The organism is Pandoraea pneumonica (assembly GCF_902459645.1).
GTDB classification, from domain to species: domain Bacteria; phylum Pseudomonadota; class Gammaproteobacteria; order Burkholderiales; family Burkholderiaceae; genus Pandoraea; species Pandoraea pneumonica.
Genome location: NZ_CABPSK010000001.1, coordinates 225230 through 250795, shown reverse-complemented (window position 1 = coordinate 250795; position 25566 = coordinate 225230). Strand labels below are relative to the sequence as shown.

The window sequence follows — 25566 nt, the reverse complement described above, 5'->3', positions numbered from 1 at the left end:
CGGCTCCGCGACGCAACGAGACGCGCATGCGAGCACAACCTCGGTAGGCAGCATGCCTAGCATCCCAAGATCACGAAGGCAAAACACGCAATGCGGATGTGCTGCAAGGTGCTTCGCGCGTAGCCTTTGCCACTGGTAGTCATAGCCACGAGCCGTGCTCCCATTCTTCCCGACTCTCCATGACATCGGCTCAGCTACGGCCACACGGCTTTTCAGCGCAGGCAAACGCGAACCTAGTGTCTTTAGACGTGCCATGAAAGAATGGACCCGCTACCGCGATTGCGGCGCGGGCAAACGCCACGAGGCGAGGACAAGATCAAAGATTTGCGAGATAAGCCGTAGATTCACACGCGGTTAGAATAGGTTTCCGGCCTATCCCGGAAATACTAAGGAGATCAACACAATGTCCGTAAATTCGTACGCTTTTCCTATTCCTGAGTGCGAAGTCCATGGCAATCGCCATGTGCCAACCAACAAAGGAATGACGCTTCGCGATTATTTCGCCGCACAGTTGATGGCTGGGGACGCGGCCAACTCCGCAAATGACGATTCCTGGAGAAGCGACGCGCCTGACGATGCCCTACTCAAGCGCGCTGAGTTCTACTATCGCTTCGCGGACGCCATGCTGAAAGCGCGCGGATAAACGAAAAAGCCCGCAAAGCTTTCACTTTGCGGGCTTTGGATGCACTGATTCAGCCTTTCCGAAATCATACGTTTTCTACCGAATTTGTATAGCCCGAAGATGTATAGCGTGGCGCTATGCGCTTTCGGCCATTCGGCAATATGCTCGATACGCTTGCGAGCGACCGCTTTCGACGCGCTTATAAAACGCATCGCGCGAGATCCCCAACGCGGAGGCTACGCGCTTGATATGAGAAACGCGGTGGATGTAGAACAGGTACAGTGCTTCCTTCTCCGGGCTCTCGGGTAGTGATAGCACTGCGAGGTTGAAGAAGCTGAGCATCGACGAGCAGATAGCGTCCGGCTCAGGGCCAACCTTACGGGGCTGCATGCCAGCGAGCACCCCACTCGGCATCGGTGGCACGAAGATTCGCCGCGTGCGGTGCCAGGCCGCCCAGTCCTCGCAAAGTGCGTTGAGGTCGCGTTTCGTGGTCATCACTTTTCCTCGTACAGTTTGCAGCGGCGCATGTTCCTGGCACCCGGCTTGGTCTGCTCCTTGGCGCAATACTCCAATCCCCATAGCGTCAGCTTGTGTAAGCAGCCCTTGCATGTTGTGCTCTCCTCAATTTCAATGACTTTTGCCGGATCCTGATAGAAGTGCGCGGGTAGAACTGCCATCAGGCCACCTCCGGTGCGACACTTGCGAAGATTCGGTGTGCTGTTTCGATCCGCGTCTGCGCAAGCAACTCAGCCTCTGTGCCGTATCGCCGCTGAAACTCGGCGGGACCAGCGTGAAACGCTACGCCGTATCCTCCTTCGCGATGGTGCATGGGGCACAGTGGAATCGTGTCCGTATGAGCTGATCGCTGCCCGCCTCCGGCCAGGAATCGCACATGGTGGACTTCGGCCGGACTGTCTCCAAACCCGAGGTTGCGGCAGACAATGCAACACAGGCCCGCGACGAACCCCATGTACTCACGCTCGGTTTTCTTTGCCCGCTTGCGGGCCTTCGACTTGAAAGACGAGCGCTTGAGCGGGGTTGTAGAACGCAGCTGCTTCTTTCTCGTCAGGCTCAACGCGTCACCTCGCAGAGCGCTTTGAGTCCGTGCGTGTATGAGTCGTATGACTTCAATGGCGACCACTGCGGCACAAACCGCGACGTGGCTACGGTTGGAACACATCCATATCTACGGGGCAGCGACTTCGGTCGGCTCATTGCCAGACGTACTCGCTTCTTGTGGTTGAAAATCTCGCCCTCAAGCACGCCGTCTTCGATGAGCTCCAAGCAGGCACGCGTGACGCCCGAGAACGAGAAACCGCTGAGCGCCACCAAAGTCTCATAGGCATACCAAACACCCAGATCCATGCTTTCAAGGATGTCGTGCTTCATGCCCGCTCCAGTTCCGTCTCGATGGCAAGGACTGTCACGCACGGCTTGTCGCTGTAGCGCTTGTGCACCCGTAAATCGATAACCTGGTTGTCGTCGACATAAACGACGCCGTTCAATCCGTCCTTGATCGCCTTCAACACGTTGTCCGCGTCGGGCTTTTTCGTGGCCGCGATTTCGCCGGTCGCCGCGCGCCCTCGTCGCTTCTTCGACCAACTCTCCGGGATCGGCAGATGAATGCCGATTTGCAACATCACTGGACCGACGAAGATTGGCTGTTGCGCCATGGCGTCAGACGCAGCGGCTGCAACCGCTCGCTCGTATGCCGCAGTCTTCGCTGGCGTGTAAGTGCGCACATGGCCCTGGATTCGCGCGAAGCGCGCGCGCCCTTTCGGCTCAGGCTTACCGTTGACGACAAACTCGACCTGCCTCACTTCCGCTCTCCACGTAGGTGGGCGATGTACGCCCTCAGTTCCTTTTCTTGCCTAGCGGCCACTTCGTCACCACAGCGCCGCCTCACACCTGCGAAATAGGCTCTCGCGTCGTTGCCACGCCCTGCTAGCGCCGCCCTTGCCGCTTCATCGAAGCGCCGCCAGCATTTGGCCTGTGTCATGCAGCGCCGCGTTTGCGCAGTTCCTCAAGCTTCGTGGCCGAGACACCGTGGAAGAACGCAAATGCGCGCTCGTACTCGTTCGGATTCGCCTTCTGTGCCTTTGCGAGTTCGGCCTCGATCCAAGGGCCGGGGCCAGCAGCGCGGAAGACGTGCATCATGAATGCGCGTCCGTTCCAATCAGGCCGCTTCTCAACGCCCAATTCCGCCCCCTTGGCTTCGATGCCAGACATCGTTTCCCACCAGATCGCGCCAGCGCCCGATGTCGCACCGCCCTGCTCTTGTGGATTGGCAGCGTCCTTGACCGGGAACAGTCCGGTCCAACCACGCAGCACGCTCTGGTTGATCACTGCAACAGGGTCGTGACCGTCTGCACGAAGCTTGTCGAGTGCTTCGATCGACAGTGAGGCAGCGTGATCGGTGAACGGTGCTTTGCCCTTTCGGCGATAGGCCACCCAGTTGCCCCAGGCCTCTCCGGATAGCCAGTCAGGAAGCTCGATCGTCGATTCAACGCGTCGCGAAGCGCGCGCGCCTTTGGTTTTCTTCTTCTCTTCTTTATCTGTATCTTCTTCTGTCTCTAGGCCGTTACTGGAACGTTTCTGTAACGTTTCACCATCGTTACCAGCTTCGTTTCCTGCCTGTTTCGACTTGGCGCGGTAGTTGCGAACACGCTCAGTGCTTGAATCTGAGCGCATCTGACGCTTCTCCCAGGCGAGAGGCTGCCAGTCATCGTCGATCAGGCCCGCCAAGACGAGGCGCTTCTTGACCTCCTTGATAACCGCGGAATCAATCCAGAGTCGTTGTGCGATGATCCGGTTCATGAGGTCCGGGTCGCATTGATTGTCGAGAGTGCCGTCACCCTTAAGGGCGAGGAGTCCGATGAAATGGCGCTGATCCTCGAAGGCCAGCGTGATCATCTTCGGATCATTGAGGAAGTCCGTGTACATACGGAACCATGGCATTTTGGTTGCGCTCACTGCCGTCCCCCTACAGCCACACGGTACTGCGTTACCCCACGGCGAATCGGCGTCGTCGTGATGTGCCCCGCGGCTTCCAGTGCCTTGATGGACTCGCGCACAGCCGATTCCGACATGCCGCAGTCACGCGCAAGACGGCTTACCTTTGGAGATGACTCGCCAGTCGACATAACGGCGTGGTGGCTCAGCGCCAACAACACGATCTTTTCGGTGTGGCGAAGTTCGATGCCCCACGCTTGATTGACTCGATGTGAGCTCATGGCGTCGCCTCAGTGGTCGCACGGCAGAGTGCCGCTTTGGTTCATTTGTGCTCCACAGGAAATACAGGTCTTGGGCGCCCCAGTGCTTGCGGACTTGAAACAGTCCGGCGATACGTCCTCGTCAACGACCAAGACACCGTCCATTCGGAGCCACACACCTTCGGCAACTTGGAGAAGGTTATTCATTCGGCCATGCCCTCCAAACGTGCTGCGATGTTGAACAGGACCTGTGCGTGATTGAAGATGCTGCCCTTCACACGCACGACTTCCTGGAACTCGACTCGCCCGTCTTCGAGCGTCTTCACGATTTCCTTGCCAACAGCACCGTGCGTTTCCCATGCACGCGCCATCATTTCGACAATGGCCGAATCGCAGCACTCGGCGATGTTCGGAATCTTCACCAGCGCATAACCACGCGACGCAGCCCAAGCCTCAAGCACGCGGTCGTCGTTCGTCACGTCCGCCGCCTTCACCGCTTCCTTCAGGCTCAGGTGATGCGTCTCGTTGTTCGGATTGACCTTGTTGCGCAATACGGCTGCGGACATCCCCAGGCGCGGAGCGAGCGATTCGCTGCCGCCGGGATAGTCGTGCACAAGGGCATGAGCTGCGTCGGTGATGTTCATCTGTGTGTTCCTCGAACGTTTTTATTTGCTTCTCGGGCCACTACGATGGCCTCATGAAAACTTCTAAATTTGGCGAGTCCCCCGACGGTGCTAAGCTGTGCGCTCTTCACTTCGTACAACTCAACATCCATCGGGGTACTCATGGCGGATCAGCCGACGAAAACTTTCTATCCGTTGACCAACATTGCTATCGGGCGCGACGCCGAGAGCGGCCAGTTGACTCTCGAACCGAAATTTCTCTTCAACGGCAAAGAGCACGACGGCCGAAACTTCTCGCTGACGCCGGACGCTGCTCAGATGCTTATCAATGCGCTCCAGGAGGGACTGGAACTGCTATCGAAGCAATCACCGTCCGTCCACTGAGTGCCTCGCCACCGGTTCCGCCGCGCTCAAACTCCACCCAGATCAAGCCTTCGGGTTCGAGTGCCTTTTCGAGCGCGGGTCGGATCAGCCACAGCACAAGCCGTGCGTACAGTCGTTTCATTCGCTCTCCCCAGTAGCGCCGCCGGAGCTTGTCCCGATCGTCGCGGCGTGTAATTGCTCGATCCGCTTTGCGATTCCGTAGGACGTTCGAACACCGCGCTTTCCGGAGAACAGCGCCGAGATGAGCGATTGCGAGCAATTGGCCGCCAACGCCAGTTGAGACTGCGTGAGGCCGGTTTCCAGTAGATCGGAGACTGCTTGTCGAATGTCCATGCGCCGAGTATCACATTTGTGTTTATTCAAGTCAACACAAATGAAATGGCGCACTCCATTACGATTGTGATATGTACACCCTAGCCGAACGCCTCCGATGGGCACGAACGAAAGCTGGCCTCTCCCAAGAACAACTCGGGACAAAGGCTGGCGTTACTCAATCGACAATCGGGAATCTCGAATCGGGGACGCGGGGCACCGCAAGGCGCTTGCCGCAGATTGCGGAAGTCCTTGGGGTGAATGCACTGTGGCTTGCTGAAGGTAAGGGGCCGCAGACATCAAGCGGGAAAAGCGCAGGCAATCTAGACGCAGCTTTGAGTGGCGCGAGCGACGCCGCGCGCGAACTTGTCGAAGCGATTCTTCGCGCCGATCAGGCCGGGGAACCCGCACATACTTTCAATCTGATGCTTCGGATGCTCCCCGCGGACGATGAGCCGGTTGGTCGTCTGAACCCGTAACCTCGTCCGACGCCGCATCACGAGCACCGCCGATGGGATCCAGCGCCCAGTCGTCAGCGATCATTGCTCGAGCGACCACCATGTGGCATCGGTCCTCACTTATAGAGAACGCTGGGCCGTCCAACAGGTACACGAGCCATTCCGTCGACGAGTGGGCGCGGCGGATAAACACCAGCCGTCCCTCCAACAGCTCGTTCCAAGCCTTATTAATCCGCGCCAAGTCCCCTGGCTTGCATCGCAGTTGGGACGACCCACTTTCCGTCACAGCTAGGCCCTCTTAGAGTTTTTGTTAAGACTACTGTATATTTGAACAGTAGTTTAGCCTCGCACACGTGAAAATTTCAACCTAATTTCTCCATCACTCGTCATACGCCCTCGATCGCATAGCAGCCGATCACCGAGGCTCGATGACTCGCGCTGTTCGAAAGCCGAGGCGAAGTAGATGTGGTTCGGCAGGACCATAAAATCACAAATGTGTTGACATCAACAAATCACATATGTGATTATTAAGTCCAACGCAGCACACATCGCTGCCCGCCCGACCTCTCGGGTGCTCTCTAAAAATTCGGCGGATAAAAGGTGTCACGCGGCAATAGCGCCGCCATGCGCACACATCTCCCTCACGCGTGGATGAGTCGGTTGGAAACGCGGAAATGGTTGGCCAACTGGTTTGGCTGGCTCCCGCAGTACATCGCGGCGCCCACTCATCGTGTCGATGGCGAGGTAATCGACACAAAACGCAGCTGACCCCGGAGCCGGTTTGGCCGGGTGTAGCCGGGGCACTGCGTGTGATGTATCTGAGGCGGCTTTCTTCTCGAGAGTCGCGCCATATACGTCAGAGGAGATGCAATGGACACGTTGAGTGCATTCGCAATGGGGTCTGCAAACCGGAACAATCAGATGAAGGTGTTCGACTGGGACAAGGCCGCGCAACTTATCAAGGAACATCAGCCTGTCTGTGCGTCTGCTGGGCTCGCGGGCGACTGGGAATACACGGGCGGAGACACCTTTCGTAATGGTGCACCGGTACCGCAAGACCACACCTGTACGTATCTCGCCTCGACCTGGGCAACTCCGCAGCTCGATATGGACGGAGAGGTGATCGATTGCTTCGTCATGGAGTCGGAGAAACCCGACTGGAATGCCAATACCTATTGGCCGGATTCAGCAGTTGAGATTCTCGTCGGCGAAACCTAAACCTGACACCTCCCCGGCGAGGGAACGCCCCCGATGACGTAGGCGTGACGGCCGCCAGAGTGCGGCCGATAGGATCTCAGATACCTTTTCGCTCGAATTGCACGAGCTCGTCAGTAGGCTTGAGCCTATAAGGAAGGTGGGCCTCCAGAGACGCGATGACACGCCTCACAGCACTTTCTGCGGCTGACAACGTCTTTGACTCTCTCACTTTAGCAAAGCAAGCCTCTTTGACCATACGCATATCCTCCATTTTGAATGTAGACAACACACCGATTACTTCATTCACAGCGAAATCCCCCCCGAACCCAAGGGGGCCAAACGTGTACGACATACCGGCTGTCATCATCAGTCTCAGGAGGCCACCTCTGAGAGACGCGCATCACGCGTTTCGACGCGCCAATTCTACCGACTGTAGTCCTAAATTTCTACGACGGCGTACCTTCAAGTGAGCGGATCCGCGTCGGCGCGGCGACGTTAAATAGCCCGTATCCCACTTCCCCGATCTGTTCAGGATCTCGGGTCTGCTCTCTTGAGGGTGAAGCGCAGGGTCACTTCGTCCGCCGCGCAACAGACGACACGAATGCTCGGGCTGCATCACTCACCGAGTCGGTCGGACGATTCGAGCAATAGCCTTCCAGCCACTTTGTGAGCTTGACCGGGTCGACATCAACATATGAGCCGTTCGCGTCGGTCAACCCAGCGACATAACCGGTCGCCCAGTGAAGTATTGCTGACTCACTGTAGCTAGTGAGCCCCCCGGCCGCCTTTGGAGGCGTCTCGTGCGTGTTCATCCAATGTTGACACGACAAACTCCCCCAATCCGATGCGCCTACGATGGGCGAGCTCGTTAGCAGAGCCAGCATTACTAGCGAATACTTCCTTTTCCGTCCGGCCATTTCGATCCCCTCGGTTTCTTTTGGTCGATGACTTTACACGCCCCTATGCCGATCATCCTGATCTTGCTACCGCTCCTCTGGGCGCGGGCGGCAGCGTACCCGCGCCTTGGCCGGCAGGTCTTGAGGCGCATTCGACCAACACCTAATCCGGCGGTGCCTATGGACTACGGCTAGTTAATCTACGCGCCCATTTGATCCGCCAGCCTGCATAGAAAATTGCGCGCCAGCGGCGTGGAAGCCGGACGTAACGCGGCACGGGATCTCAGTTGCCCGATGGCTGGAGGAGTGCCCGCCCTCTTTATGCCAGATGACGGCGCCCAAAGTTCACAGGTAGTAGAGCGAGCCTGAGCGCTAACAGGCCCATGGCGGACATGGTCAAAGCCGCAGCCCTTCGTCCGCGCTAATCCCAAGAAATGTTGTCCACGGGGATGGTGCGGACCTTCCCCTCGACCACCGCCTGAATCGAATCTGCTGACATCGTCGAGAGCCTGATATCCGCCAAGCCTACATTGCCAAGACAGTATCGGATCACGCCATCGGACATGCGCACGAGGCCGATTCGAAATCCCATTCCTTCTGTCCCTTTTCGGTTAGGCACGTCATCGACCTTGAGGCTTACGAACGCCATAAACGATTCGTCGGCTGCCCACACAACCTCGGGTGATCCCGCGCTTTGCTCTGGACCGCCGTTGATTGAGATCCAGCCCCATTCAGGGCCGCTCATCCAAAGCTCGCCGGCCCAGCGCCATGTGACGCGATGGCGCGTGGACTCAATCTGCACATGCATTGAACGATTCATTTTCGTCTCCTAAGGCGCCGTCCGTCAGAGTCGGTGGCGCTCCTGCCAAGCATTCTCATCTCCCAACACTAGGGGGCGCAAGTGAAACACTTCATCGTGACGGTCTATACGGCCGGTGGCCGCTATCGCGGCGATGGTATCGCTCGCACCTGGAGCGAACTCGGACAAGCTGCCGCCGAGCACTTTGGCACCTCCGCACTGCGAATCGTCGTGAGGCCTGCAAATGGTTGATCGCTTTCTCATCTGGTCTGTGAACGGCACCGATCGGTGGATCCGTCGCCATCCTGCGGCGGCATGGACCATCTGGGGCGTTCTTCTCGTCGCCTGCCTCTATGTGAGATGGAAGCACGGCGTATGAGCAATACCCCGAACAGGGCAGCAGCACTGCGGGCTTGGGAAGCACTCCGGCCGCTCGTGAATAAGCAGCGTGGCCGATCACCCCGGCCCGCACTCGTCGGGTCCGCCAGGTATCACGAAGAGATTGAAGCGCGGCATGCACTAGCCGAGGCGCTGGAAACTCACTCTCACGTCCTGCTCGCTGCCCTCGCCTTCTACATCAAGACCGATGCCCAGCGCCGTGACGACATCGAAGAGGACGCCGCGCGCTGGCGTCACATCGAAGCTCTCTACCCATACGGCGGACACCCTTCCAAGGGATTCCGAGAACACATCCGTACCGCCGTCGACCGCGAACGAGGATTGAAATGACCACCGTACCGTCCTTCAAACAGAAGATCAACGACAAGGAAATTCGCCGCGCGGACGCAATGAAGATCCGCTACGCCGATATCCACATCGAACCCGGCTTCAATCTGCGCGCCTCGCTCGACCTTCTCGAAGGCGAGGCACTCGAACAGGCCAAGGCGGACGACGAAAGCCTGTTTCAGCACATCATGGCGGGCGGCCAATATCCCGCACTTGAGGTCCGGCCCCGCGCCGAGGGCGGCGTCTGGCTCGTCGACGGTCATCGTCGTCATGTAACCATCGGTCGCGCCGACGCTGCGGGCGCGCCCCTCCGGGATCGGGACGGCGAGTTGATGATTCGGATCGACGCGTTCGACGGGAACGACGCCGACCGAACCCTTCGAATCTTGTCGAGCAACAAGAACCGCCCGCTTCACCCGCTCGAAAAGGCATTCGGTTATCAGCGCCTGAGCCGGTTTGGCTGGGACAACACCAGAATCGCCGAGAGCGACCAGGTATCACCCCAATGGGTCGGAAAGATGCTCGTGTTGGCTGGCGCGAACACGGACGTTCACCGCCTCGTGTTCGCAGGCAAAACTTCGGCATCGGTCGCCGCCGACGCCGTGCGACAACACGGCGAGGCGGCCGGGACGTTCCTGTCCGGTGAACTGGAGAAGGCTTCGGCAAGCGGTAAAAAGAAGGTCACGGCCGGGTCGATCAAGGGGAAGTCTTACCCGCGCAAGGTCGTCAACACATATGTCGAGCGCGTTGGCTCCTTCGTCTCGACGCTGCCCGAGGCTGAACGCATCGCGATCACGAAGAGCGAAACTGACTTTCAGGTTTCCGTGAGCGCGAAGGCGTTGCGCGAACTGCTCACCGCGCACTCCGACATCAGCGCCGCCCCGGGAGCCTGATCATGCGTATCTGGATACCAAAGTTCGTCGCGAGTGCAATCATCGCCCGTGCCCAGCGAACGCCCTACTTTGACCTGAAAGGCTACATGCAGCGCTGGTGGGTCAAGAAGCCGCGAGGCCACGACGCCAGCGCCGCCGAGGACGGTCGACGCGATACCAGTTGGGGCGCCCGCGTTCACCGGACCATTCGAAGCGATGCGGGCCGCGATCTTCACGATCACCCATGGTGGAACGTCTCGATTGTCCTGCGCGGTGGATACTGGGAAGTCATCCCGACCGATCAGGATCAGTTGCCAAGATTCGATAGCCGCCCCGAGAGGACTTTCCGCTCAGGCTCCTACGCAGCGACGGTGCAGGGCTATCGCCGCGTCTGGCGCGGTCCAGGATCGATTGTCTTCCGACGGGCAACCGATCGCCACCGCCTAGAAATCCCAGACGGCGGTGAGGCATGGTCCCTATTCGTCATGGGGCCGTGGCAGCGCAACTGGGGCTTTCATACGCCCCACGGATGGGTGGCTTGGCGCGAGTACGTCGAGGCCCCGCGGCGGTACATCGAACCGCGCTCGGCATCAGACGCAATACCGATCAGAGCTTGAAATATTCGATCGCCGTTTTGATTAGGTAAGCCGTTACCTCAGGGGCAATATCCTTGGCCGCTGCCCACAAAGACACCTTCTTCCCGATAACCTCGCCTGCGTCAGCCGTCTTTCCGTCCACTCCGTCGTCACGCAACTGCGTCAATAAGGCAATTACGTCATCGACTTGAAGTCCCGGTGGAAGCTTCCCCAACAATTCCATTAAGGCCTCTGACTTCTCGCCGGGGCGAATCATCAGTGCCGTCTGCACTCGACTGAACTCAACTTGATCCAGATCCAGGTCTGCATCGGCAGGTGCGCTTATACCCGTCCCGCAATCGATGAACTTGGTGTTGCGCATGGTGATCGCCATTACCGTCTCCTGTTGTTTCGCGAAATCCTAACATGAGCCACTACCAAAACCCCCGCCCTGAAGGGCTGAATACCGATCCGGCTCCGCCTTCAGTGGTGGAGACGCTCAAATCTCTGCGGCACTGCGCAGCTTCCCGCGACGGCGAGTGCTTCCACGACCAGTGCCCGCAGATCCGCGACAACGAGCCGCGAGCGACTGGCCGTCATTGCCCTCTCGACACAGGAGACACAGATGTCTGAACTCACAACCGCGATGCTTGCCGCGATCAAGGCAGCAGGCGCACACGTCCTTTCCGACGGCAGCATCTTCTTTGCGAACGTCGAGCAGTTCCGGGCCGCTGCGGAATCTGTCCTCGATCCCTCGTCGCCGATCGCCACGATGGAACGCCAGCCCGTTGGCCGCGTGCATATCGACGAGGGGCATATCGAGTTCGAGCCCCTCGACGACGCTTGGCGCATGGGCCGTCATTTCGACGTGTACGCCAGTCCCGTCCTCACGTCTCCTGCAAAGGCAGGCGGGGATGAGCGGGAGGCGTTTGAGCAAGAAATGCGCAAAACGTATCCGTCTACAGTGTGGCTCTTTAAGCGCATTGAATTCCCCGGCTGGGGCGAGACACGGGGGCAGTATCAAGCGCCGTATGAAGAACGCGCATGGAACGGCTGGCAAGCCCGCGCCGCGCTGTCTGCGGATGGCAGGGAGGACAAGCGGGATGCGCAGCGGTACCGGTGGCTACGGGACCAGAACGATTGGTATGCAGAACCACGCCTTGATGAAGAAGACGGAACGATCTGGAAGCTTACGTTCTATACGTCGGCACGCATCGAAGATGAATCCGATGACGACAATCTAGACACCGCCGTCGACGCCGCCATTATTGCCTCACAGGGGGTGAAGCGTGACTGATTTTCAAAACCGCTGCATGAAATCTCTTGTGCAAAATGACGGGCCCGGTACGACATCAACGGCGCGCCTTGCAGGCCGACTGGCGACGTCTAATGTGGCGATCACATCAGCGATGCGTTCGCTCGAGCGAAAGGGATTGGTGCGCGGCGTGTATTGGCCGGAGAACAGCCGATGGGCAGCCTTGTACTGGCACCTGACCGCCGAAGGCCGAGCCGCCATTGCCGCCAATCAGGCGAAGGGGGATGCGTGACTGAATTCCAACTTCGGTGCGCCCGCAAGCTCAACACGAAGAATAGTTTCGGCGCCATTTCTACGGCGTCTCTCGCCTACCTGATCGGCAGCAACAACGTCGCCGTCGTGTCAGCTATGCACTCGCTGGAACGTCGGGGGCTGGCTGGTAGCACGCGCTCAGATAACAGCCGCTGGGCCGCGCTGTGTTGGTTCCTGACGAAGGAAGGCATCGCCGCCTCTCAGGCAGCGGAGGAGCGGAAACGATGATGTATCAACCCAGTCGACCGATTCCGATTCCGGCGATTACCGAAGCAAGCACGAACGCTATCGCAGAGGAAAGCATCAGACGATCGGCGTACTTTCCATTCGCAATAGAACGGGGACCATCCCCCGCGAATACTCCAATCCGACTTCTGGCTCGCGCCTGGTGTGCGAATACCGTCAACATCGCGCCAATCAGAAAAAGCGCTCCGGCACCTAGACCAAACCACTTAAAGGCGGCGAACAAATGCGCATCCTTTCCTAGTAGCGCTTGCTCGAAGCCCAGCATGGCGACTACTCCACCAGCATTGAGCAGCATGCAGGCTTTCGACGCTTCGATAAGCAGCGCATCCGCCTGCCTCCACATCATTCGCTTGTGCTCGGCAACTTCCTTTGCGACGTCGGACATTCCTCCAAGATTGTCACGTTCCATGGCCTCTCCACGAAGTTTCGAGGAATCCTAGCATGAGACAGAACGAGATCATTCTGGGCGACTGCCGCGACACCATGCCCATGCTGATAGCCGAAGGCGTCAATGTGCAATGCACGAGCCCGCGGTACTGAAGCTCACATTGGAGATGCACGAATGCCCAGTCTGACAAGCGCCGCCACCGCGCAAGCCAATGCGGCCACATGTGAACAGTGGGGGCCTCCGCACCCACGCATAGTCGATTGCCCCCCAAAGTCGGGACGGCTGATCCGAACGTAACCCTGGTATCTGCCGTGCGTAAGTTTCAAAACGTGGGCAGTACCACTGTTTGTTTTTTGGTTCATTTCAAGTTTCTCCATGAGCGCGCGTGATGAGCGTTATGGAAATCGTAGTCGACAAAGCCGCGCCTATGTGCCCCCCCTCCCGGACGCAGGAGGTGGAAACCAGCATGACCACCCACCCGACCACGGCCGAAGCACTGAAAGAGATCCTGCGTATGAGTCGAGTATTAGCCTTGATCGGATTGCGCCGCCCCGAGTCGCCGGATGAATTCCACCAGTTCAATCTGAACAGCATTACGGTGAGCGGTTGCGTTGCGCAATCGGTCGGGGCCTGCGCCGAACTGCCTGATTGCAGCTTCGACGTCCGCGCACGCGCGCTCAACCCGCGAAAGCAGATCTTCGTATTGATCGGTGATATCCATGAGGATGCCCATTTTATGACAGTTAGATCAGTGGGCAACGCCACGGAAAGAAACTCTACCAATGGGCATGTGAGAAAGAAGTGTTTGTCGCCACGATTTGGGAAAAGCCCTCGGGTTCAAGGGTCAACGAGGTCCCGGTCGATCGCGAGCCGAACTTCGTGCATCAGCTCTCGCTCGATTAAGTCGAGCTCTTCAGTCTTGGGAAGTTTCAGCTTTCGACTTCCGATCGGCTCAATGAGCTCGACACCATCAAGCGGCGTCACAGTGATGGTGATGTCCCAAAGCATGGTGCGCTCGCCGATCTCGATGTCGATCTCACAGCCTCTGTACGTCTCGTGCAATTGGACCATGGCTTCCCCCTGCCCTCTGTCAGTTGGCTGGCCCGTGGTCTTGGGCTTCCATTGCCATTGCCTGAGCGATCTTCGCTAGGCCCGTACAGAAGTTCTCGACCTCTGGCAGTGGAATCGCAAATGCGAGCCAACCAAAGCCGGGATGACGAATTTTGAGAACAGCACCACCACCCATAGGATCAGGCCCAACCTGCCATCTGGGATCGTATGCAGCCGTCATTTTCAGATGTGGCGGCGGAGGGTCCGCTGTTATTGGAGGCTCGATTGCTGCACGGCAGTCCCCTAGAACGGCGATCAACCGATCGAACGTCTCGATCGCGACGGGTTTGTCCGGGTCCCCATTCCGGTAGCGCACCCCGGTCTGGTCACCGTCTTCAAACAGTTCCACTGCGAGAAGCGTGTCCGGCATAGCGACCTCCTCCACTGGATAAACGTATCAAGGGCTACGTCATCACTCGTCAACCTGCATCCGCTCTCTTCGAGAACATCAAGAATCGGTTCCGGGAATCGTAGCACGACCACCTTCGTGCGAACGGAGGAACGGTAGAAGCACACCGCGACAGAATGAGATCTGAAAAATGGAAGCCAAACTCCGCAATACTCACCGCCGAGCGCCACGCGCGGGCGATCAATAGAGCGAGGTCCCGATGGTACGTTTTGTGACTATCGCAAAATTCTGCGAGCTGACCGGATTTACCCCGGCAGCCGTCTATACCCGCAAGTGCAAGGGCATCTGGCCGGAAGGTTCGGTCTGGAAGTACGAGCCCGGCACTAAGAAAATCATAATGGACATGGAGGGGTATGAACGATGGCTAGAAAGAGGACAGGAGTCGACATCGTTTCAGACTCCAGCTATGAAATCACCTTCCATTACCAAGGGCGGCGGTGCCGCGAGCGGATCAAAGCGAAGCCCTGTCCTGCCAACACTCGCAAGATAACGCAGTTCCGGGCCGCGATTCTGCACGCAATAGAGAAAGGCGAGTTTGACTATGTGAAGTCGTTCCCGGACTCAAAGCATGCAGCAAAATTTGCAGAACGCCCTGGTGACGTCCTAACCGTTGAATCGTATTTCGAGAAGTGGCTAGACCGGAAGAAGATGGAGATCAAGGCATCAACATTCACGGGATACCGAAACATCGTGAGCAATTGGGTTATCCCGAAATTCGGTAAGCTGCCCCTTTCGGATCTCCGGCGCGCGACTATCAGAGACTGGCTCGCCGGAATCGACCACGACCGCGAGCGCAAGGCTTCCAACAAGCGACTGGCGAATATCCAAAGCTGCATGCGATCGGCGCTCGGCGACGCGTCAGGAGACGAATTAATCGAGGCGAATCCACTCGCAGGTTATACCTACGCACGCGCTGAACGGCCGAAGGAAATCGAAGAAGACGAGATCGATCCGCTTTCCCCTCAAGAGCAAGCCGCTATTCTCGATAAACTGACGGGAGGGAATCGAAATCTGATCCAGTTTGCGCTCTGGACCGGGATGCGCACCTCGGAGTTCATCGCTCTCAACTGGTCGGACATCGATTTCGTTGGAGGATACGTCCGCGTACGTCGCGCGATGACGCGCGAGGCGAAAGGCGTCGCCGAATTCCCGAAGACTGCGGCGGGTCGGCGCGACATCCGGTTGCTTGAGCCAGCGAGCGCCGCCCTTCATGCGCAAAAGGCACTGACCTTCCTGTCCGAAGAAGACGGCGCAATTTTTAAGGATCGGTCGGGAGCGCGCTTTACCGGCGCCAATCAGATCTGGCGCATTTGGCAATCCGCTCTCAAAAGGGCTGGCGTACGCTACCGCAATCCGTATCAGACCCGGCACACCTATGCTTCGATGATGCTTTCGGCGGGCGAACACCCGATGTGGGTTGCAAAGCAGATGGGGCACGCGGACTGGACGATGATCGCGCGAGTATACGGACGGTGGATGCCGGCAGCGGACGTGGAAGCGGGGAATAAGGCCGTGAAGAAGTTCGGAAACCACTCACAACAAGCTATTGAAGATGCAAGAAAAAAAGTTTCTTGAAGACGCAGGGCTAAAGCACATCCCGATTTTGCGAAACCGGCGAGGAATTTACTTCCTACTGTTGCGCGAGCGGATAAGGTACGTAGGAAAGACAGAAGACATCTACCAACGACTCGGCCAACACATCAATGTCAAAGAGTTCGATGACGTGATGTTCGTGCCAACCGACCTGCTACATCTTCAAGCATATGAGGAAGCGTGCATTCGGATCTTCCGACCCGAACTAAATCATGAGCGCACTAAAGGGGAGCTTCAGCCTGACGACGACGCAATGCTGCGACATCTGATAGGTTCGATCGGACACGCCAGGATCGAACGCAGACTAAAGCGATTTTTGGAAAAACGAGTATTAGAAAATGCTGGCACGGTTCATGGCATTTTCGAATAAAAACGGGCAAAAACCGGCTAGATTTTCGCCAGCATCAAAACGTATGTCGAGTTACCCATAAGTTGGCGCGTTTCGGACCCATGAGTTGGCGGACTCGTACCCTAATGCCCTCACTTTCCGCACTTCGCACATCTCCCACCACCCCGAAGCGCACCCACAAGTTGGCGCAAATCCGTGAATCGCACCCATGAGGTGGCGCAACTATTTTCGGCAACACCTTGATTCACAAACGCAAATTTTCGCGACGGAGCAAAGCCCTGTTTTCTCGCCCCGGATTTTGTCGCTCTCGCAGCAGTATAGGCACGCCACTCGCATTTTCTCGCGCGCAGAGCCCAGCGCGGCGACGCAACACGAAAATCTCGCTTTCATCTGAGGGAAACTGACCTAGCCTACGAGTGTGCTTTCACGCGTTTCGCAGGAGGTCATCATGCCCATGTGGAAAACACGCTCCGTCGACACGGAGCCAGTCACCCATCTCGTTCGTTGGCGTGTCTTTGAGGCCAGTGACCTCACACGACACTTTGTTGGATGGGCAATCGAGGGGATGGCCGGGCGCGTGAGCTCGGCCATCCAAGAGTTCGATGCTGCGCGAGGCGAAGGTAGGACGCGGTCTGGTCGCGTTTACCGACTTGAGGGTCCATCGAGTGAGGATGGAGACGCGTCATATACGTGGTCCAGATGGTGCGATATCAATGCGGTTCTGTCGATACGTGACGTTTCCGCGGAGTATCGAGCTGGAGCCGCATTTGGGGACGAAACGTAGACTGCAATGGCGACTCCGCAATAGAACGCGCCCAAACCCCGGAGTAATAGTTTATCCGTTGCTCGGACATCGCCCATATAATGGATTTGAAGGAATGCCGCAAATCGCGGCCATAAATAGATAAATAGTTATCCAGAGTCATTATGCGAATCACTGCTAAGATGCTTGTGGGGGCATCCGTGCTGGTAGGGGCTGCCCTGTTCACTGTCTTTCTCGTGTTCGCCCGCGAACTGCTCGACCATCCCGTACTCTGGCGAGTGCTGATGGCACTTATCGTGGTCTTTCTGGCTCCGATGTTTGTATTCGTGCTCCTTGGTCGTGTGGAGTCGCGTCGGTCAGTGACGAGATTGGACGACGACGCTCAACGTTCAACGCCAGTACATGAGGCGAAGATGCCTCCTCTGTTCAATGACGGGAGTGCTGCCGCACAGATGGACATATACGGGCTGAATACGCGCCACGACGACGCACACTAGCCAAACTGAACGTATCCGAAACAGATTTGGCCGGCCCCTCAACAGGGCCTCGCCCATAACGAACCCGCCCGTAGTACCTATAGCGACCCGATATGTCTTTCGCATCAGACGGCTAATTGTTGCATGTGGCTTGAAGTGCCCAGCGGAAACTTCAGCCAAAGCGACTAGTCATGTGCTGCAACGTTAACTGCGAACTGCCTAAAATCATTCTTTCCGGCAGAACCATTGACTTAATCGCTTATATTTTCACGGGCTCGCGATAAAGCCTAGGCACCTAATGAGAAAATATCAGCCTCTTGCAGCTCACTTGGCTGCACAATCCAACAGTGAAGTAACACTCTCGTTTTCCGATATAGAGAAAATTATCGGCAACGAATTGCCACCAACGGCTGATCGGTTCAAGCCATTCTGGGCAAATTCAAGGACTAAGGATGGTCACCCAGGTCAATTTTGGATGGAATACGGCTGGAGGCAGGTGAGGCTTGACCAAGTCAACCGACTCGTCACGTTTAGACGCGCGGATGCTCCTCCTACAGAGTCACTTGAGAGCCTCAAGCCGTTATCGAAAGGCACACTTTACGATCTTCTCCGAGACGCGGGGGTATCGATTGACGGCTGGAATGAAGACTTCAAGTCGAATCCAAATTTTTGCTACGAGTGGTGCTTCGGGTCCGTGACCGAAGGCTTCGTTCTTTGTCTGTGGCATAGCGAATTCAAGGTCAACGAAGACGGTTGGATCTATTTTGACCGGAACGCTCGCGCCGAGAGCGATCAGCGGACCAGAATCGCCACCGACCTTGCGATAGAAAAAAACGTGCGCAACCGAGCGAAGACACAAGCTCAACGTGGAAAAGCACTGGACGTTGCTATCCGAGAGTCTTTTGAGCGGCGACTTCCGGTGCGAGTGATCGTTGGGGCGGGAAGGCGGCCCGAGGGCGAAGACCGGGCTGAACAAGCAGCTAAGGTTGAAAAGCGCTATCTGGATGGCCAGGAGTGGTATGTGCACTCTTACGACTTCTCCAACGGAGAGTGCGTGCTCGTACGTGGAATTGAAAAGACGCTCGAAGACAATACCGTTGAGCAAGCCGACGACGAAGATAGCACCTACGACGAAGTCCAGAATCGCGCCATCAAGACACGCCGTGGTCAGGTTAAATTCCGGCGCGCCCTATTGACCGCGTATCGGACGCGATGTGCAGTCACCGGTTCACGGATTGAAGAACTGCTGGAAGCGGCGCATATCGTTCCACACTCGCGTCTGACGGACTACAACGTGCATAATGGACTTCTGCTCAGAGCAGACATTCATACACTGTTTGACCTCCATCTGTTGTCCATCGACTCACGAAGTATCGTCCATGTCGCGCCACAACTCCGAGGGACCGACTATGAGAAGTACGATGGAAAGTCACTTGCGGTTGTGCCGGAGCGCTTCAAAGATGCACCTGCTGCGGACGCGCTCGACAAGCATTACTCGATGTATTTGGAACGCCATCGGCGGCAAAGGCGATGACATAACAATCAAGAGTTCTACCGCGTGGCAAACCAACAAACATCCGCTAGCGGAAACTCTGCCGCATCTGCCCTAGGTATAGAGCGGATGCTTACCGAGGCACCCACGAAACGGGTACTGGATGTTCGGCTTGGCGAATCGTCTTGGCACAACGAACGCCCTACCGGCCAATGAATTTCGATTACTCACCGCACAGTCACGTTGTCAGGCTGCCCGCTCCTGAATGAAATGATATGGGCTCGTTTGTTCGACCGGCGCTAGATGCATTGCCACGTCCTTTGGCAGCTCGATGGCCGCCGGAGCGCCAACCCCAGCGGGCATCTCACTGCGATACGCCCTAGAACGGAAAATGGGATTTGCCGTAGAAGGATGCGACACATAAGGCCGAAATCGAAAGCGCACGCATCAGAACCAGGCGAATGTCTCTCGAGATCAATGCTCTACGCCTCTCCCTGTCGTCCGTAAACGAGCAGTAGGCACTCTCAAGGACATCGTAACGTTGTTGATTTTTGGCGACTTTACGCTCGGGCATGATCTCCCCTCAGTTCAGTAGAAGTCGCGTGCGTACTTAGTGACTCTTGCCGTTCGGAGCAACTCGTAGGCGGTACGACCCAAAGGGATCTTCCTGCCTCCGCAAAACATTGCGTCGAAATTCAGGCCTGAGTCTAGAAGGTTTTTCGTCCAAGCTGGTTCATTCGCTAGGCTAGCCTCAAAACCAATTGGTCGCCGGATGACCCTGCCGTCAACGACAGCATCTATTAGCGCCCACTTGCCGAGTGCCTCGAGTAACGCCAGAAGAGTGATGCCCAGAGGGAAGTAGACCATCGCCCAATCGTCATCGATCACCTCGATGTATGTTGTCGGAATGAGATTCGAACGTACACCTTCAGCCTTATTCATCCGAACTTCCAGACCGACTTGAAGAAGTCCCCTTACATTTCTCGGAAGCCTCAACGCAACGGCATAACGGGGACAAGCGGCAACCGTTCTATCGACCAGTATTTGCCGCGCAGCAATCTTCGCGACGAGTATCTCAGCAAGTTCCGGGGAATCACTCCGAAGTACGAAGGCCTCCTCTCCCGCAGTTGGCATCAGCTCAAGCTTCAAGGCAAGGCGGATATCGGTACCGCATGCCGGTCGCATGAGGATTGAGGGACCAACGTCCGTGCGCCCCACATCAAAGCACATACTGATTGAGTCCGAGGCGATTGCATCAACAAACGTGTTTGCCAATCGATGCTCTCCGATGTCATCGCCCAATTCGGCTTGCGCTTTACTCCATTCGAGCAACATTGGCACACCTTCCACGGAAAACAGCTTGCCCCCGTTGGCATCCGATGCCGAAATTTCTACTTCGAGGTTAGGTGCCTTCCGGTTCACCCCCCCGACCGTGGGGAGGCCAAAGAGCAAGTATGCGTCCCCCCTGTAAAAGTATGGAATGGGACGCTCGTTGAGTTCTTCACTGTACTCGCCCCGGTAAGGCATTGTCGCCAGGGCTTTCGTGAACCACCGCTCATGAGCGGCCATATGTTCGTCGAGAATTTCTTCCGGGAGAGCCAGATCGACATCCCACTCATCTTTGGGGGCAAAAAGATAAGTTCGTGCCGCATCCAGCCACGCGTCGGGGTTAGTCCAGACAATTTTGAACTTCCCAACCGGATAGGCTAATTCCGGGTGGTCCACTTCGGCGCCGAAGTCGAGATAATCTGGCAGGTAAGTTCGCGTAGCGACTACTCGGAATGCATTGCCGTTCACGTTCGCATTTGCATACATCACCGCGTAGGCATCGGGACCAAGATTCGCAGGCTCCCACGCAAGTGGGGGGAGTGACGGCGCGACATGCTCAAGCGTTGTCGGGGCACAATTCGCGAGGAACATTTTCCTCACAATGTCGTAAAGGCCGGCAAGATTGGTGTTAGGCATTATTTGCTGGGCAATGGACCGGGCAATGCCGTCCAAATTTGCAGACAAATAGTGCTCGGCCCTGTTGTCACCAGGTAGTGATGCCAACATTCTGATATGTGTTGTTGGACAAGCGAGTCGCGCGAGAAGGCTTTCCCAACTCTTACATTGGTACGGCCCCTCAGCCAGCACGGCACGCGCGACACGAAGACGCACGTTTAGATGCTTTTGAAGACGTCGAGCCTGCCGCTCTACCTTGTGCTTGGCGTCGAGAAAATGAAAATCGGATGTGTCCACGTTCCGTCACTCCTTAGAGTTCCGTCAGAGACGCCCACCCGAATTCTCTGACGCCCGGAGACCGGGTTCAGATATTTTGAAGATTGGATTTGGAACGATGCGAAAGCTTGACTGCGGCCGGAAAGCCCCAAGGGGTGGGCAGCGCGCCGACGTTCTGCGACGCAGAAGCGAATCTAACTCAAGAGCAAATCCAACGCAACTCCCGCAGCTACAGCACAACGCAAGAGATGAGATGCTGCTGTCGAGTCGGAGAGCACTTTGATATTATCGGAGTCGCCTCGTAGACAGAATTTCTGCCATGAATCATGGCACTTGACAACAATGTTAGGACCTATGCTGCATCGATATCAACCTGATTGGCGCCATGTGGAGCAGGAGCCAATACGCGTTGGAGTGTCTACGGGGCTCTCTATCTAAATGCTTCCGAAAAATACACTTGAGTGGTTCCAAGGCGCCAAATCGCGTGCAGAGCTCGCGATGCTTCTTGACATCAAGCACCAAGACCTGACGTACCTTCTCTACGTCAAGAAAGATCCTGAAAGGTATAACGTATTTTCGATTCCCAAGAGTAGCGGAGGCAGCCGGGATATTTGTGCTCCCACATCCGAGTTAAAGTCGTTACAACGCAAACTTGCTGCTGCGCTGGAACAATGTCTCGTGGATATTGCCGCGCTGACCAAGAGAACTAATAAAGCTTCTCATGGCTTCCGTCCGGGAAAAAGCATTCTCACGAATGCTGCTGCACACCGCAACAGGCGATACGTGTTCAATCTTGACCTCAAGGATTTCTTTCCGAGCATCTCGGGGCAGAGAATCCGAGGATTCCTCATCAACGATAGATATTTTGCGTTTGATGCGAAAGTAGCCACGACCATCGCCCATATAGCCTGCCGAGATGGGGTGCTTCCCCAAGGCAGCCCGTGCTCACCGGTCATATCCAACATGATTGCCGGAATCTTGGATGCGCACCTTTCCAAGCTAGCCCAGATGCACGGTTGCACTTACACGAGATACGCCGACGACCTCACGTTTTCTACGAACAAGGAAGTATTTCCCGCGGCGATTGCGTATCGTGATGACTCCAAAGAACACAGCTGGCACGTCGGAGCAGAACTCCAGCGACTGATTTTGCGAAGCGGCTTCTCAATCAACGAGAAGAAAACCCGAATGCAATATCGAGACTCCAGACAACAGGTCACGGGACTCGTCGTGAACAAGAAGGTAAACGTCAGCACCGAGTATAGGTATCTCGTGCGGGCTTACGTGGCGTCCCTTGTCAAGAACGGCAAATACACAGTCAAACGCCAAGTCCCTGACGTGCATGGCAAACTACAGACGTTCGAGGAAGAAGGAACGCCGGCGAAGCTTCATGGAATGTTGGGTTTTATCCATTCCGTTGACAGCGTTTTTCGTACAGATATCAAAAGGCATCCATACAACTATCCAGGGCAGCAAGCTAACGAAAAGAAGCCCACAGGCAATTTGGCCATCTATCGGCGTTTCCTCATATACACCCGCTTTTATGCGAACACCGTACCGCTGATAGTGTGTGAGGGAAAGACGGATGGTGTGTATATCAGCAATGCGGTACATCAAAGCAAAAATCTCTTCCCTAGCCTGGTAAAGAAAAATGTCGAAAAGGAAGACGTGCTGTCCTTTCAACTACTAAAGTACGCACGAAAACACAAGAAAAAGAAGATGGTGCATCTCCCCAACTACTCCACCATCACCATTTTGGGGGGCGGTAGCGGCGGCGGGGCAAATTTAGGAAACCTGATTCGTGCCTATCATGGCGAACTGGCGAAGTTCAAGTCACCTGGGGGCAAGCAACCGGTCATTTTCATTGTTGACAACGATAGTGGTGGCAAAACAGTCTTCAAGGTGGTCAAAGACACGTTGAAGTTAACAATTACTGGAGACGAGTCCTTCGTCCACCTGTTCGCCAACCTATACATCGTGCCGGTTCCTCTAGGCAACGCCAAAGAACGAAGCATCGAGGACCTCTTTTCACAAGTGGACATCGCGAAGGGCCTTAACGGGAAGCCCTTCGACTTCTCATCAGAGTCTAGTTCGACTACGTCGGTGGGCAAGGCTGATTTCGCTTACGAATTTGTCGCGAAGCAAGCCAAAGAGCTAGATTGGGCTGGCTTCCACCCTCTCCTAGCGAACATTGTGAGCGCAATGGACGACTATGCCGCGCGTCTAGCAGCTGCCGCGGCCTGAATCATCGACAGTTGACGACAGCAACCGAGATACGAGGCCACGTCAATTGGAGCCGCATAATCCGCGACTACGTCTGACCCTACGGCTCAATGCCGCATGAACTACGATTGCCTGCCCGATACGTAGCCGCAGCTCACGGGTTCCGCTTACTCGATTGTCTTTGTAGGTGGCTTAGTCTAGGCTCAAATCGTGTATTGGCCACCAAGGACACCACGATGTCGAAAGGTAAGAAGAAGTCGAGTCGAGAGGACGACGAATTCATGTCCATCGCGGACGCAGCGAAGATGCTGTTCGTCTCCCAGACGCACGTCGCCAAGCTCATCGACCAAGGCAAGCTCAAACTACACCATATAACTGGGAGCAACCGGCTTGTGAGAACCGACTCGGTGCTGGCATATCAAGCCGGCCAGCAAATCGGGATAGAGGCTTACCACTCTGCTGCGTCAGACGAAGAGTGAGCCGACGGGAAAGGGCCCCGGGTGATGCAGCTGTGGATTTTGGCAAATTTGGTGACATACATCACCACTCACTTGCCGTCCGTAGTAGTTTTACTTGCCGTTCATAGTAGCCCAGCTTGCCGTACGCAGTATTTCTGCGAAAACACTCCCGAAAATCCCCAGTAAAGTCGCGCAGATTTTGCCCCCGACACGCCTCCCTAATCTTTGTGATCTCGATAATCGGCCCCCTACCACTCCGGCGCGCAGCTGCCTCTCAAGGGGATAGGTGTGCCTCCCCTCGCAGGAGCGCATCTCCCGCTAACTGCTATGTGTAGTTGGCTTCGATTGACCGAGACCCAGAATCACCAACGTACGCGGTCGGTCACTGTACGGTACAGAACGCCCCTTCCGCACCTTCGCTTTGGCATGAGCCATCACTGATTCTGTCGCCGACAATTCCGTCCGTGATGGTGAGATAGTCCCCGTTCGAGGTGTCTCGCAACGACGATAGAGTGATGCCAAAACCAAACTTCAAAACAGCCTGCCCACCAAGGGACGTGACCTCCCGGATCTCCAAGCTGCCGTACCCAGCGTTGTAGATGAATGTGTCGGAACCGCCGCCACCGGACATGACAACCCAATAGTTACTCATGCTCTTTTCCTTGCGACTTAGACCCTAAGGGTAACGTTGATTGCTTCTGCCAGTTCGGCGTCTATAAGCCGCATCACCTCTGCGACGACACGCCAGCTTTTCGCACGAAAGTATTGGCCTTCGAGGTAGGTCGACTGGACAGCGACCACGCGAGCGGACGATTCAGGCGTCCAAATCCCGTCCGTCGACTCGTTGAATTCCCACACAGATGCCCCGCTGGCTCCCGGCAGTGGCGGTGTGGCAATGTCGCGCCACGTCCAACGTGGTGGCCGTCCGTCCATAGTCGCAGAAAATATCAATACCGAGATCAGCGGGCTGGTCAGCGTTAGCGGGGATGGTCGGGATTCGCTGGCTGTACGCACTGACGAAGCGGCCACGGACCTTCCCATTAGCTACCCACCCATCTTCAGGCGAATGGTCTGAGCGCGGGTAGCCAGCGAGAAGAAGCGCCCCGTCACGAAGGGTCGAAGTCGGCAACCCAACATTGTCGAGTGTGAGAAACCGCCAACCAGTCCTGAGTTTCCCTATGGTGGTCTGGTCCAAGAGTTCGACGACGGCTACGTCGTGATGATCCGGCACGCTTTTCGCGATCGTCGTGCTGCCAAACGTATGCAGGTTTCCGTCAATCGGATCGTCGGAAAAGGCGAGCTCTTGAAAATGCGCCTCTGCGAAGCCAGCGAAAATATGGAGCGCGGTGACGATGAAAAACCGGCCCGCTATTTCAAAGAGGGTTCCCGTCCCGACCAAAGCGACTCCCCGTCCATCCCAATTCAAAAACAACGGCACGGTTGAACGCATCGCGAACTTTTCGAACGCTACGGCCTCGGTCAGTCTTAGATTCATGATTCCTTCATTTCTCCTGCTGATTCGTTAACAAAGCTGCGCGCCGACATCGACACCGCGAACTCTTTTTCCTAGCCATATTTGGAGCTCTCCAAGGTCAG

The 25566-nt window shown here is 56.4% G+C and carries 34 protein-coding genes and 1 other RNA gene; 16 read left to right on the top strand and 19 right to left on the bottom strand.

All coding sequences use genetic code 11. The features are described from left to right. The first annotated feature begins 403 nt into the window (after positions 1 to 403). The gene (locus PPN31114_RS01155; protein WP_150677675.1) at positions 404 to 643 is read left to right on the top strand and encodes a hypothetical protein; all 240 of its coding nucleotides are present in this window, start codon (positions 404 to 406) and stop codon (positions 641 to 643) included. Between the two features lie 114 nt (positions 644 to 757). Here PPN31114_RS01155 and PPN31114_RS01150 read toward each other — a convergent pair whose 3' ends face one another. The 8 genes from PPN31114_RS01150 to PPN31114_RS01120 all read right to left on the bottom strand — a co-directional run bounded on the left by PPN31114_RS01150 (position 758) and on the right by PPN31114_RS01120 (position 4478). Then, positions 758 to 1117, bottom strand: coding sequence for a sigma-70 RNA polymerase sigma factor region 4 domain-containing protein (locus tag PPN31114_RS01150; RefSeq protein WP_150677674.1), 360 nt, complete (start codon positions 1115 to 1117; stop codon positions 758 to 760). Beyond that, positions 1117 to 1299 carry a hypothetical protein gene (locus PPN31114_RS01145; RefSeq protein ID WP_150677673.1) on the bottom strand — a complete coding sequence of 61 codons (183 nt, stop codon included), beginning with the start codon at positions 1297 to 1299 and terminating at the stop codon, positions 1117 to 1119. Before PPN31114_RS01145 ends, PPN31114_RS01150 begins: the two co-directional genes overlap by 1 nt. After that, complete coding sequence (locus tag PPN31114_RS26610) at positions 1299 to 1802, bottom strand: Ref family recombination enhancement nuclease (RefSeq protein WP_150677672.1); 504 nt, start codon at positions 1800 to 1802, stop codon at positions 1299 to 1301. Before PPN31114_RS26610 ends, PPN31114_RS01145 begins: the two co-directional genes overlap by 1 nt. Beyond that, positions 1694 to 2011 carry a hypothetical protein gene (locus tag PPN31114_RS26130; RefSeq protein ID WP_174987458.1) on the bottom strand — a complete coding sequence of 106 codons (318 nt, stop codon included), beginning with the start codon at positions 2009 to 2011 and terminating at the stop codon, positions 1694 to 1696. The genes PPN31114_RS26610 and PPN31114_RS26130 overlap by 109 nt, the downstream gene beginning before the upstream one ends. Further along, a complete protein-coding gene (locus PPN31114_RS01135) occupies positions 2008 to 2442 on the bottom strand; it encodes a RusA family crossover junction endodeoxyribonuclease (RefSeq protein ID WP_150677671.1) in 435 nt (144 codons plus the stop codon). The genes PPN31114_RS26130 and PPN31114_RS01135 overlap by 4 nt, the downstream gene beginning before the upstream one ends. Positions 2443 to 2617: 175 nt before the next feature. Further along, positions 2618 to 3595 (bottom strand): hypothetical protein, encoded by a 978-nt coding sequence (locus PPN31114_RS01130; RefSeq protein ID WP_150677670.1) that lies wholly within the window; start codon positions 3593 to 3595, stop codon positions 2618 to 2620. Beyond that, complete coding sequence (locus PPN31114_RS01125) at positions 3592 to 3855, bottom strand: helix-turn-helix domain-containing protein (RefSeq protein ID WP_150677669.1); 264 nt, start codon at positions 3853 to 3855, stop codon at positions 3592 to 3594. Before PPN31114_RS01125 ends, PPN31114_RS01130 begins: the two co-directional genes overlap by 4 nt. Positions 3856 to 4037: 182 nt before the next feature. Then, a complete protein-coding gene (locus PPN31114_RS01120; RefSeq protein WP_150677668.1) occupies positions 4038 to 4478 on the bottom strand; it encodes a phage regulatory CII family protein in 441 nt (146 codons plus the stop codon). Between the two features lie 141 nt (positions 4479 to 4619). On the opposite strand from PPN31114_RS01120, the gene PPN31114_RS01115 reads away from it, so the two are divergent. Then, positions 4620 to 4841 carry a P2 family phage major capsid protein gene (locus PPN31114_RS01115; protein WP_150677667.1) on the top strand — a complete coding sequence of 74 codons (222 nt, stop codon included), beginning with the start codon at positions 4620 to 4622 and terminating at the stop codon, positions 4839 to 4841. A gap of 117 nt (positions 4842 to 4958) precedes the next feature. Here PPN31114_RS01115 and PPN31114_RS01110 read toward each other — a convergent pair whose 3' ends face one another. Beyond that, positions 4959 to 5174: a helix-turn-helix domain-containing protein gene (locus tag PPN31114_RS01110; RefSeq protein ID WP_150677666.1), complete on the bottom strand. Its 216-nt coding sequence runs from the start codon at positions 5172 to 5174 to the stop codon at positions 4959 to 4961. A gap of 71 nt (positions 5175 to 5245) precedes the next feature. On the opposite strand from PPN31114_RS01110, the gene PPN31114_RS01105 reads away from it, so the two are divergent. Together PPN31114_RS01105 and PPN31114_RS01100 are read left to right on the top strand one after the other, a co-directional pair. Continuing rightward, positions 5246 to 5632 carry a helix-turn-helix domain-containing protein gene (locus PPN31114_RS01105; protein ID WP_150677665.1) on the top strand — a complete coding sequence of 129 codons (387 nt, stop codon included), beginning with the start codon at positions 5246 to 5248 and terminating at the stop codon, positions 5630 to 5632. An 849-nt stretch (positions 5633 to 6481) separates the two neighbouring features. After that, positions 6482 to 6829, top strand: a complete 348-nt coding sequence (locus tag PPN31114_RS01100) for a hypothetical protein (protein ID WP_150677664.1) — start codon at positions 6482 to 6484, stop codon at positions 6827 to 6829. A 330-nt stretch (positions 6830 to 7159) separates the two neighbouring features. Here the strand turns inward: PPN31114_RS01100 and PPN31114_RS01095 are convergent. Together PPN31114_RS01095 and PPN31114_RS01090 are read right to left on the bottom strand one after the other, a co-directional pair. Further along, an RNA gene (locus PPN31114_RS01095) (hammerhead ribozyme type II) lies at positions 7160 to 7223 on the bottom strand. 902 nt (positions 7224 to 8125) lie between these two features. Beyond that, positions 8126 to 8524 carry a hypothetical protein gene (locus PPN31114_RS01090; RefSeq protein WP_150677663.1) on the bottom strand — a complete coding sequence of 133 codons (399 nt, stop codon included), beginning with the start codon at positions 8522 to 8524 and terminating at the stop codon, positions 8126 to 8128. Positions 8525 to 8605: 81 nt separating this feature from the next. Here PPN31114_RS01090 and PPN31114_RS26125 point away from each other — a divergent pair, with 81 nt between their 5' ends. The 4 genes from PPN31114_RS26125 to PPN31114_RS01075 all read left to right on the top strand — a co-directional run bounded on the left by PPN31114_RS26125 (position 8606) and on the right by PPN31114_RS01075 (position 10718). After that, positions 8606 to 8755 carry a hypothetical protein gene (locus PPN31114_RS26125; protein ID WP_174987540.1) on the top strand — a complete coding sequence of 50 codons (150 nt, stop codon included), beginning with the start codon at positions 8606 to 8608 and terminating at the stop codon, positions 8753 to 8755. Positions 8756 to 8878: 123 nt separating this feature from the next. Then, entirely contained in the window at positions 8879 to 9232 is a 354-nt protein-coding gene (locus PPN31114_RS01085; protein ID WP_150677662.1) for a hypothetical protein, read from the top strand. After that, positions 9229 to 10122 carry a ParB/RepB/Spo0J family partition protein gene (locus tag PPN31114_RS01080; RefSeq protein WP_150677661.1) on the top strand — a complete coding sequence of 298 codons (894 nt, stop codon included), beginning with the start codon at positions 9229 to 9231 and terminating at the stop codon, positions 10120 to 10122. The genes PPN31114_RS01085 and PPN31114_RS01080 overlap by 4 nt, the downstream gene beginning before the upstream one ends. A gap of 2 nt (positions 10123 to 10124) precedes the next feature. Then, positions 10125 to 10718: a hypothetical protein gene (locus tag PPN31114_RS01075; RefSeq protein ID WP_174987537.1), complete on the top strand. Its 594-nt coding sequence runs from the start codon at positions 10125 to 10127 to the stop codon at positions 10716 to 10718. Here the strand turns inward: PPN31114_RS01075 and PPN31114_RS01070 are convergent. Further along, positions 10708 to 11070, bottom strand: a complete 363-nt coding sequence (locus PPN31114_RS01070) for a hypothetical protein (RefSeq protein ID WP_150677660.1) — start codon at positions 11068 to 11070, stop codon at positions 10708 to 10710. The two genes, PPN31114_RS01075 and PPN31114_RS01070, sit on opposite strands and share 11 nt — an antisense overlap. A gap of 231 nt (positions 11071 to 11301) precedes the next feature. Between PPN31114_RS01070 and PPN31114_RS01065 the strand changes: the two genes are divergently transcribed. From PPN31114_RS01065 to PPN31114_RS01055, 3 genes are read left to right on the top strand one after another with little or no spacing between them, the layout of a single operon-like run. Beyond that, entirely contained in the window at positions 11302 to 11973 is a 672-nt protein-coding gene (locus tag PPN31114_RS01065; protein WP_150677659.1) for a hypothetical protein, read from the top strand. Further along, entirely contained in the window at positions 11966 to 12223 is a 258-nt protein-coding gene (locus PPN31114_RS01060) for a helix-turn-helix domain-containing protein (RefSeq protein ID WP_150677658.1), read from the top strand. Before PPN31114_RS01065 ends, PPN31114_RS01060 begins: the two co-directional genes overlap by 8 nt. Then, a complete protein-coding gene (locus tag PPN31114_RS01055) occupies positions 12220 to 12471 on the top strand; it encodes a hypothetical protein (protein ID WP_150677657.1) in 252 nt (83 codons plus the stop codon). Before PPN31114_RS01060 ends, PPN31114_RS01055 begins: the two co-directional genes overlap by 4 nt. 4 nt (positions 12472 to 12475) lie before the next feature. Here the strand turns inward: PPN31114_RS01055 and PPN31114_RS01050 are convergent, their stop codons facing one another. The 4 genes from PPN31114_RS01050 to PPN31114_RS01035 all read right to left on the bottom strand — a co-directional run bounded on the left by PPN31114_RS01050 (position 12476) and on the right by PPN31114_RS01035 (position 14357). Continuing rightward, positions 12476 to 12898: a hypothetical protein gene (locus PPN31114_RS01050; protein ID WP_150677656.1), complete on the bottom strand. Its 423-nt coding sequence runs from the start codon at positions 12896 to 12898 to the stop codon at positions 12476 to 12478. Positions 12899 to 13403: 505 nt separating this feature from the next. Continuing rightward, positions 13404 to 13598 (bottom strand): hypothetical protein, encoded by a 195-nt coding sequence (locus PPN31114_RS01045; protein WP_150677655.1) that lies wholly within the window; start codon positions 13596 to 13598, stop codon positions 13404 to 13406. A gap of 116 nt (positions 13599 to 13714) precedes the next feature. Beyond that, the gene (locus tag PPN31114_RS01040; protein ID WP_150677654.1) at positions 13715 to 13948 is read right to left on the bottom strand and encodes a hypothetical protein; all 234 of its coding nucleotides are present in this window, start codon (positions 13946 to 13948) and stop codon (positions 13715 to 13717) included. 19 nt (positions 13949 to 13967) lie between these two features. Beyond that, positions 13968 to 14357, bottom strand: coding sequence for a hypothetical protein (locus PPN31114_RS01035; protein ID WP_150677653.1), 390 nt, complete (start codon positions 14355 to 14357; stop codon positions 13968 to 13970). A 399-nt stretch (positions 14358 to 14756) separates the two neighbouring features. On the opposite strand from PPN31114_RS01035, the gene PPN31114_RS01030 reads away from it, so the two are divergent. The 3 genes from PPN31114_RS01030 (at position 14757) to PPN31114_RS01015 (ending at position 19111) form a co-directional block, all read left to right on the top strand. After that, on the top strand, positions 14757 to 15971 hold the full coding sequence (locus PPN31114_RS01030; RefSeq protein ID WP_150677652.1) for a site-specific integrase: 1215 nt from the start codon (positions 14757 to 14759) through the stop codon (positions 15969 to 15971). Next, positions 15949 to 16359 carry a GIY-YIG nuclease family protein gene (locus PPN31114_RS01025; protein ID WP_150677651.1) on the top strand — a complete coding sequence of 137 codons (411 nt, stop codon included), beginning with the start codon at positions 15949 to 15951 and terminating at the stop codon, positions 16357 to 16359. Before PPN31114_RS01030 ends, PPN31114_RS01025 begins: the two co-directional genes overlap by 23 nt. Before the next feature lie 1516 nt (positions 16360 to 17875). Continuing rightward, on the top strand, positions 17876 to 19111 hold the full coding sequence (locus tag PPN31114_RS01015; protein ID WP_150677649.1) for an HNH endonuclease: 1236 nt from the start codon (positions 17876 to 17878) through the stop codon (positions 19109 to 19111). A 546-nt stretch (positions 19112 to 19657) separates the two neighbouring features. Here the strand turns inward: PPN31114_RS01015 and PPN31114_RS01010 are convergent. Beyond that, on the bottom strand, positions 19658 to 21310 hold the full coding sequence (locus PPN31114_RS01010) for a hypothetical protein (RefSeq protein WP_150677648.1): 1653 nt from the start codon (positions 21308 to 21310) through the stop codon (positions 19658 to 19660). 417 nt (positions 21311 to 21727) lie between these two features. On the opposite strand from PPN31114_RS01010, the gene PPN31114_RS01005 reads away from it, so the two are divergent. Both PPN31114_RS01005 and PPN31114_RS01000 read left to right on the top strand, forming a co-directional pair. Then, positions 21728 to 23533, top strand: coding sequence for a retron Ec67 family RNA-directed DNA polymerase/endonuclease (locus PPN31114_RS01005; protein ID WP_150677647.1), 1806 nt, complete (start codon positions 21728 to 21730; stop codon positions 23531 to 23533). Between the two features lie 215 nt (positions 23534 to 23748). After that, positions 23749 to 23991, top strand: a complete 243-nt coding sequence (locus tag PPN31114_RS01000; protein WP_174987528.1) for a helix-turn-helix domain-containing protein — start codon at positions 23749 to 23751, stop codon at positions 23989 to 23991. Positions 23992 to 24352: 361 nt separating this feature from the next. On the opposite strand, the gene PPN31114_RS00995 is transcribed toward PPN31114_RS01000, so the two are convergent. Beyond that, entirely contained in the window at positions 24353 to 24622 is a 270-nt protein-coding gene (locus tag PPN31114_RS00995) for a hypothetical protein (protein ID WP_150677645.1), read from the bottom strand. A 162-nt stretch (positions 24623 to 24784) separates the two neighbouring features. After that, positions 24785 to 25465 carry a hypothetical protein gene (locus PPN31114_RS00990; protein ID WP_150677644.1) on the bottom strand — a complete coding sequence of 227 codons (681 nt, stop codon included), beginning with the start codon at positions 25463 to 25465 and terminating at the stop codon, positions 24785 to 24787. Between the last annotated feature and the right edge of the window lie 101 nt (positions 25466 to 25566).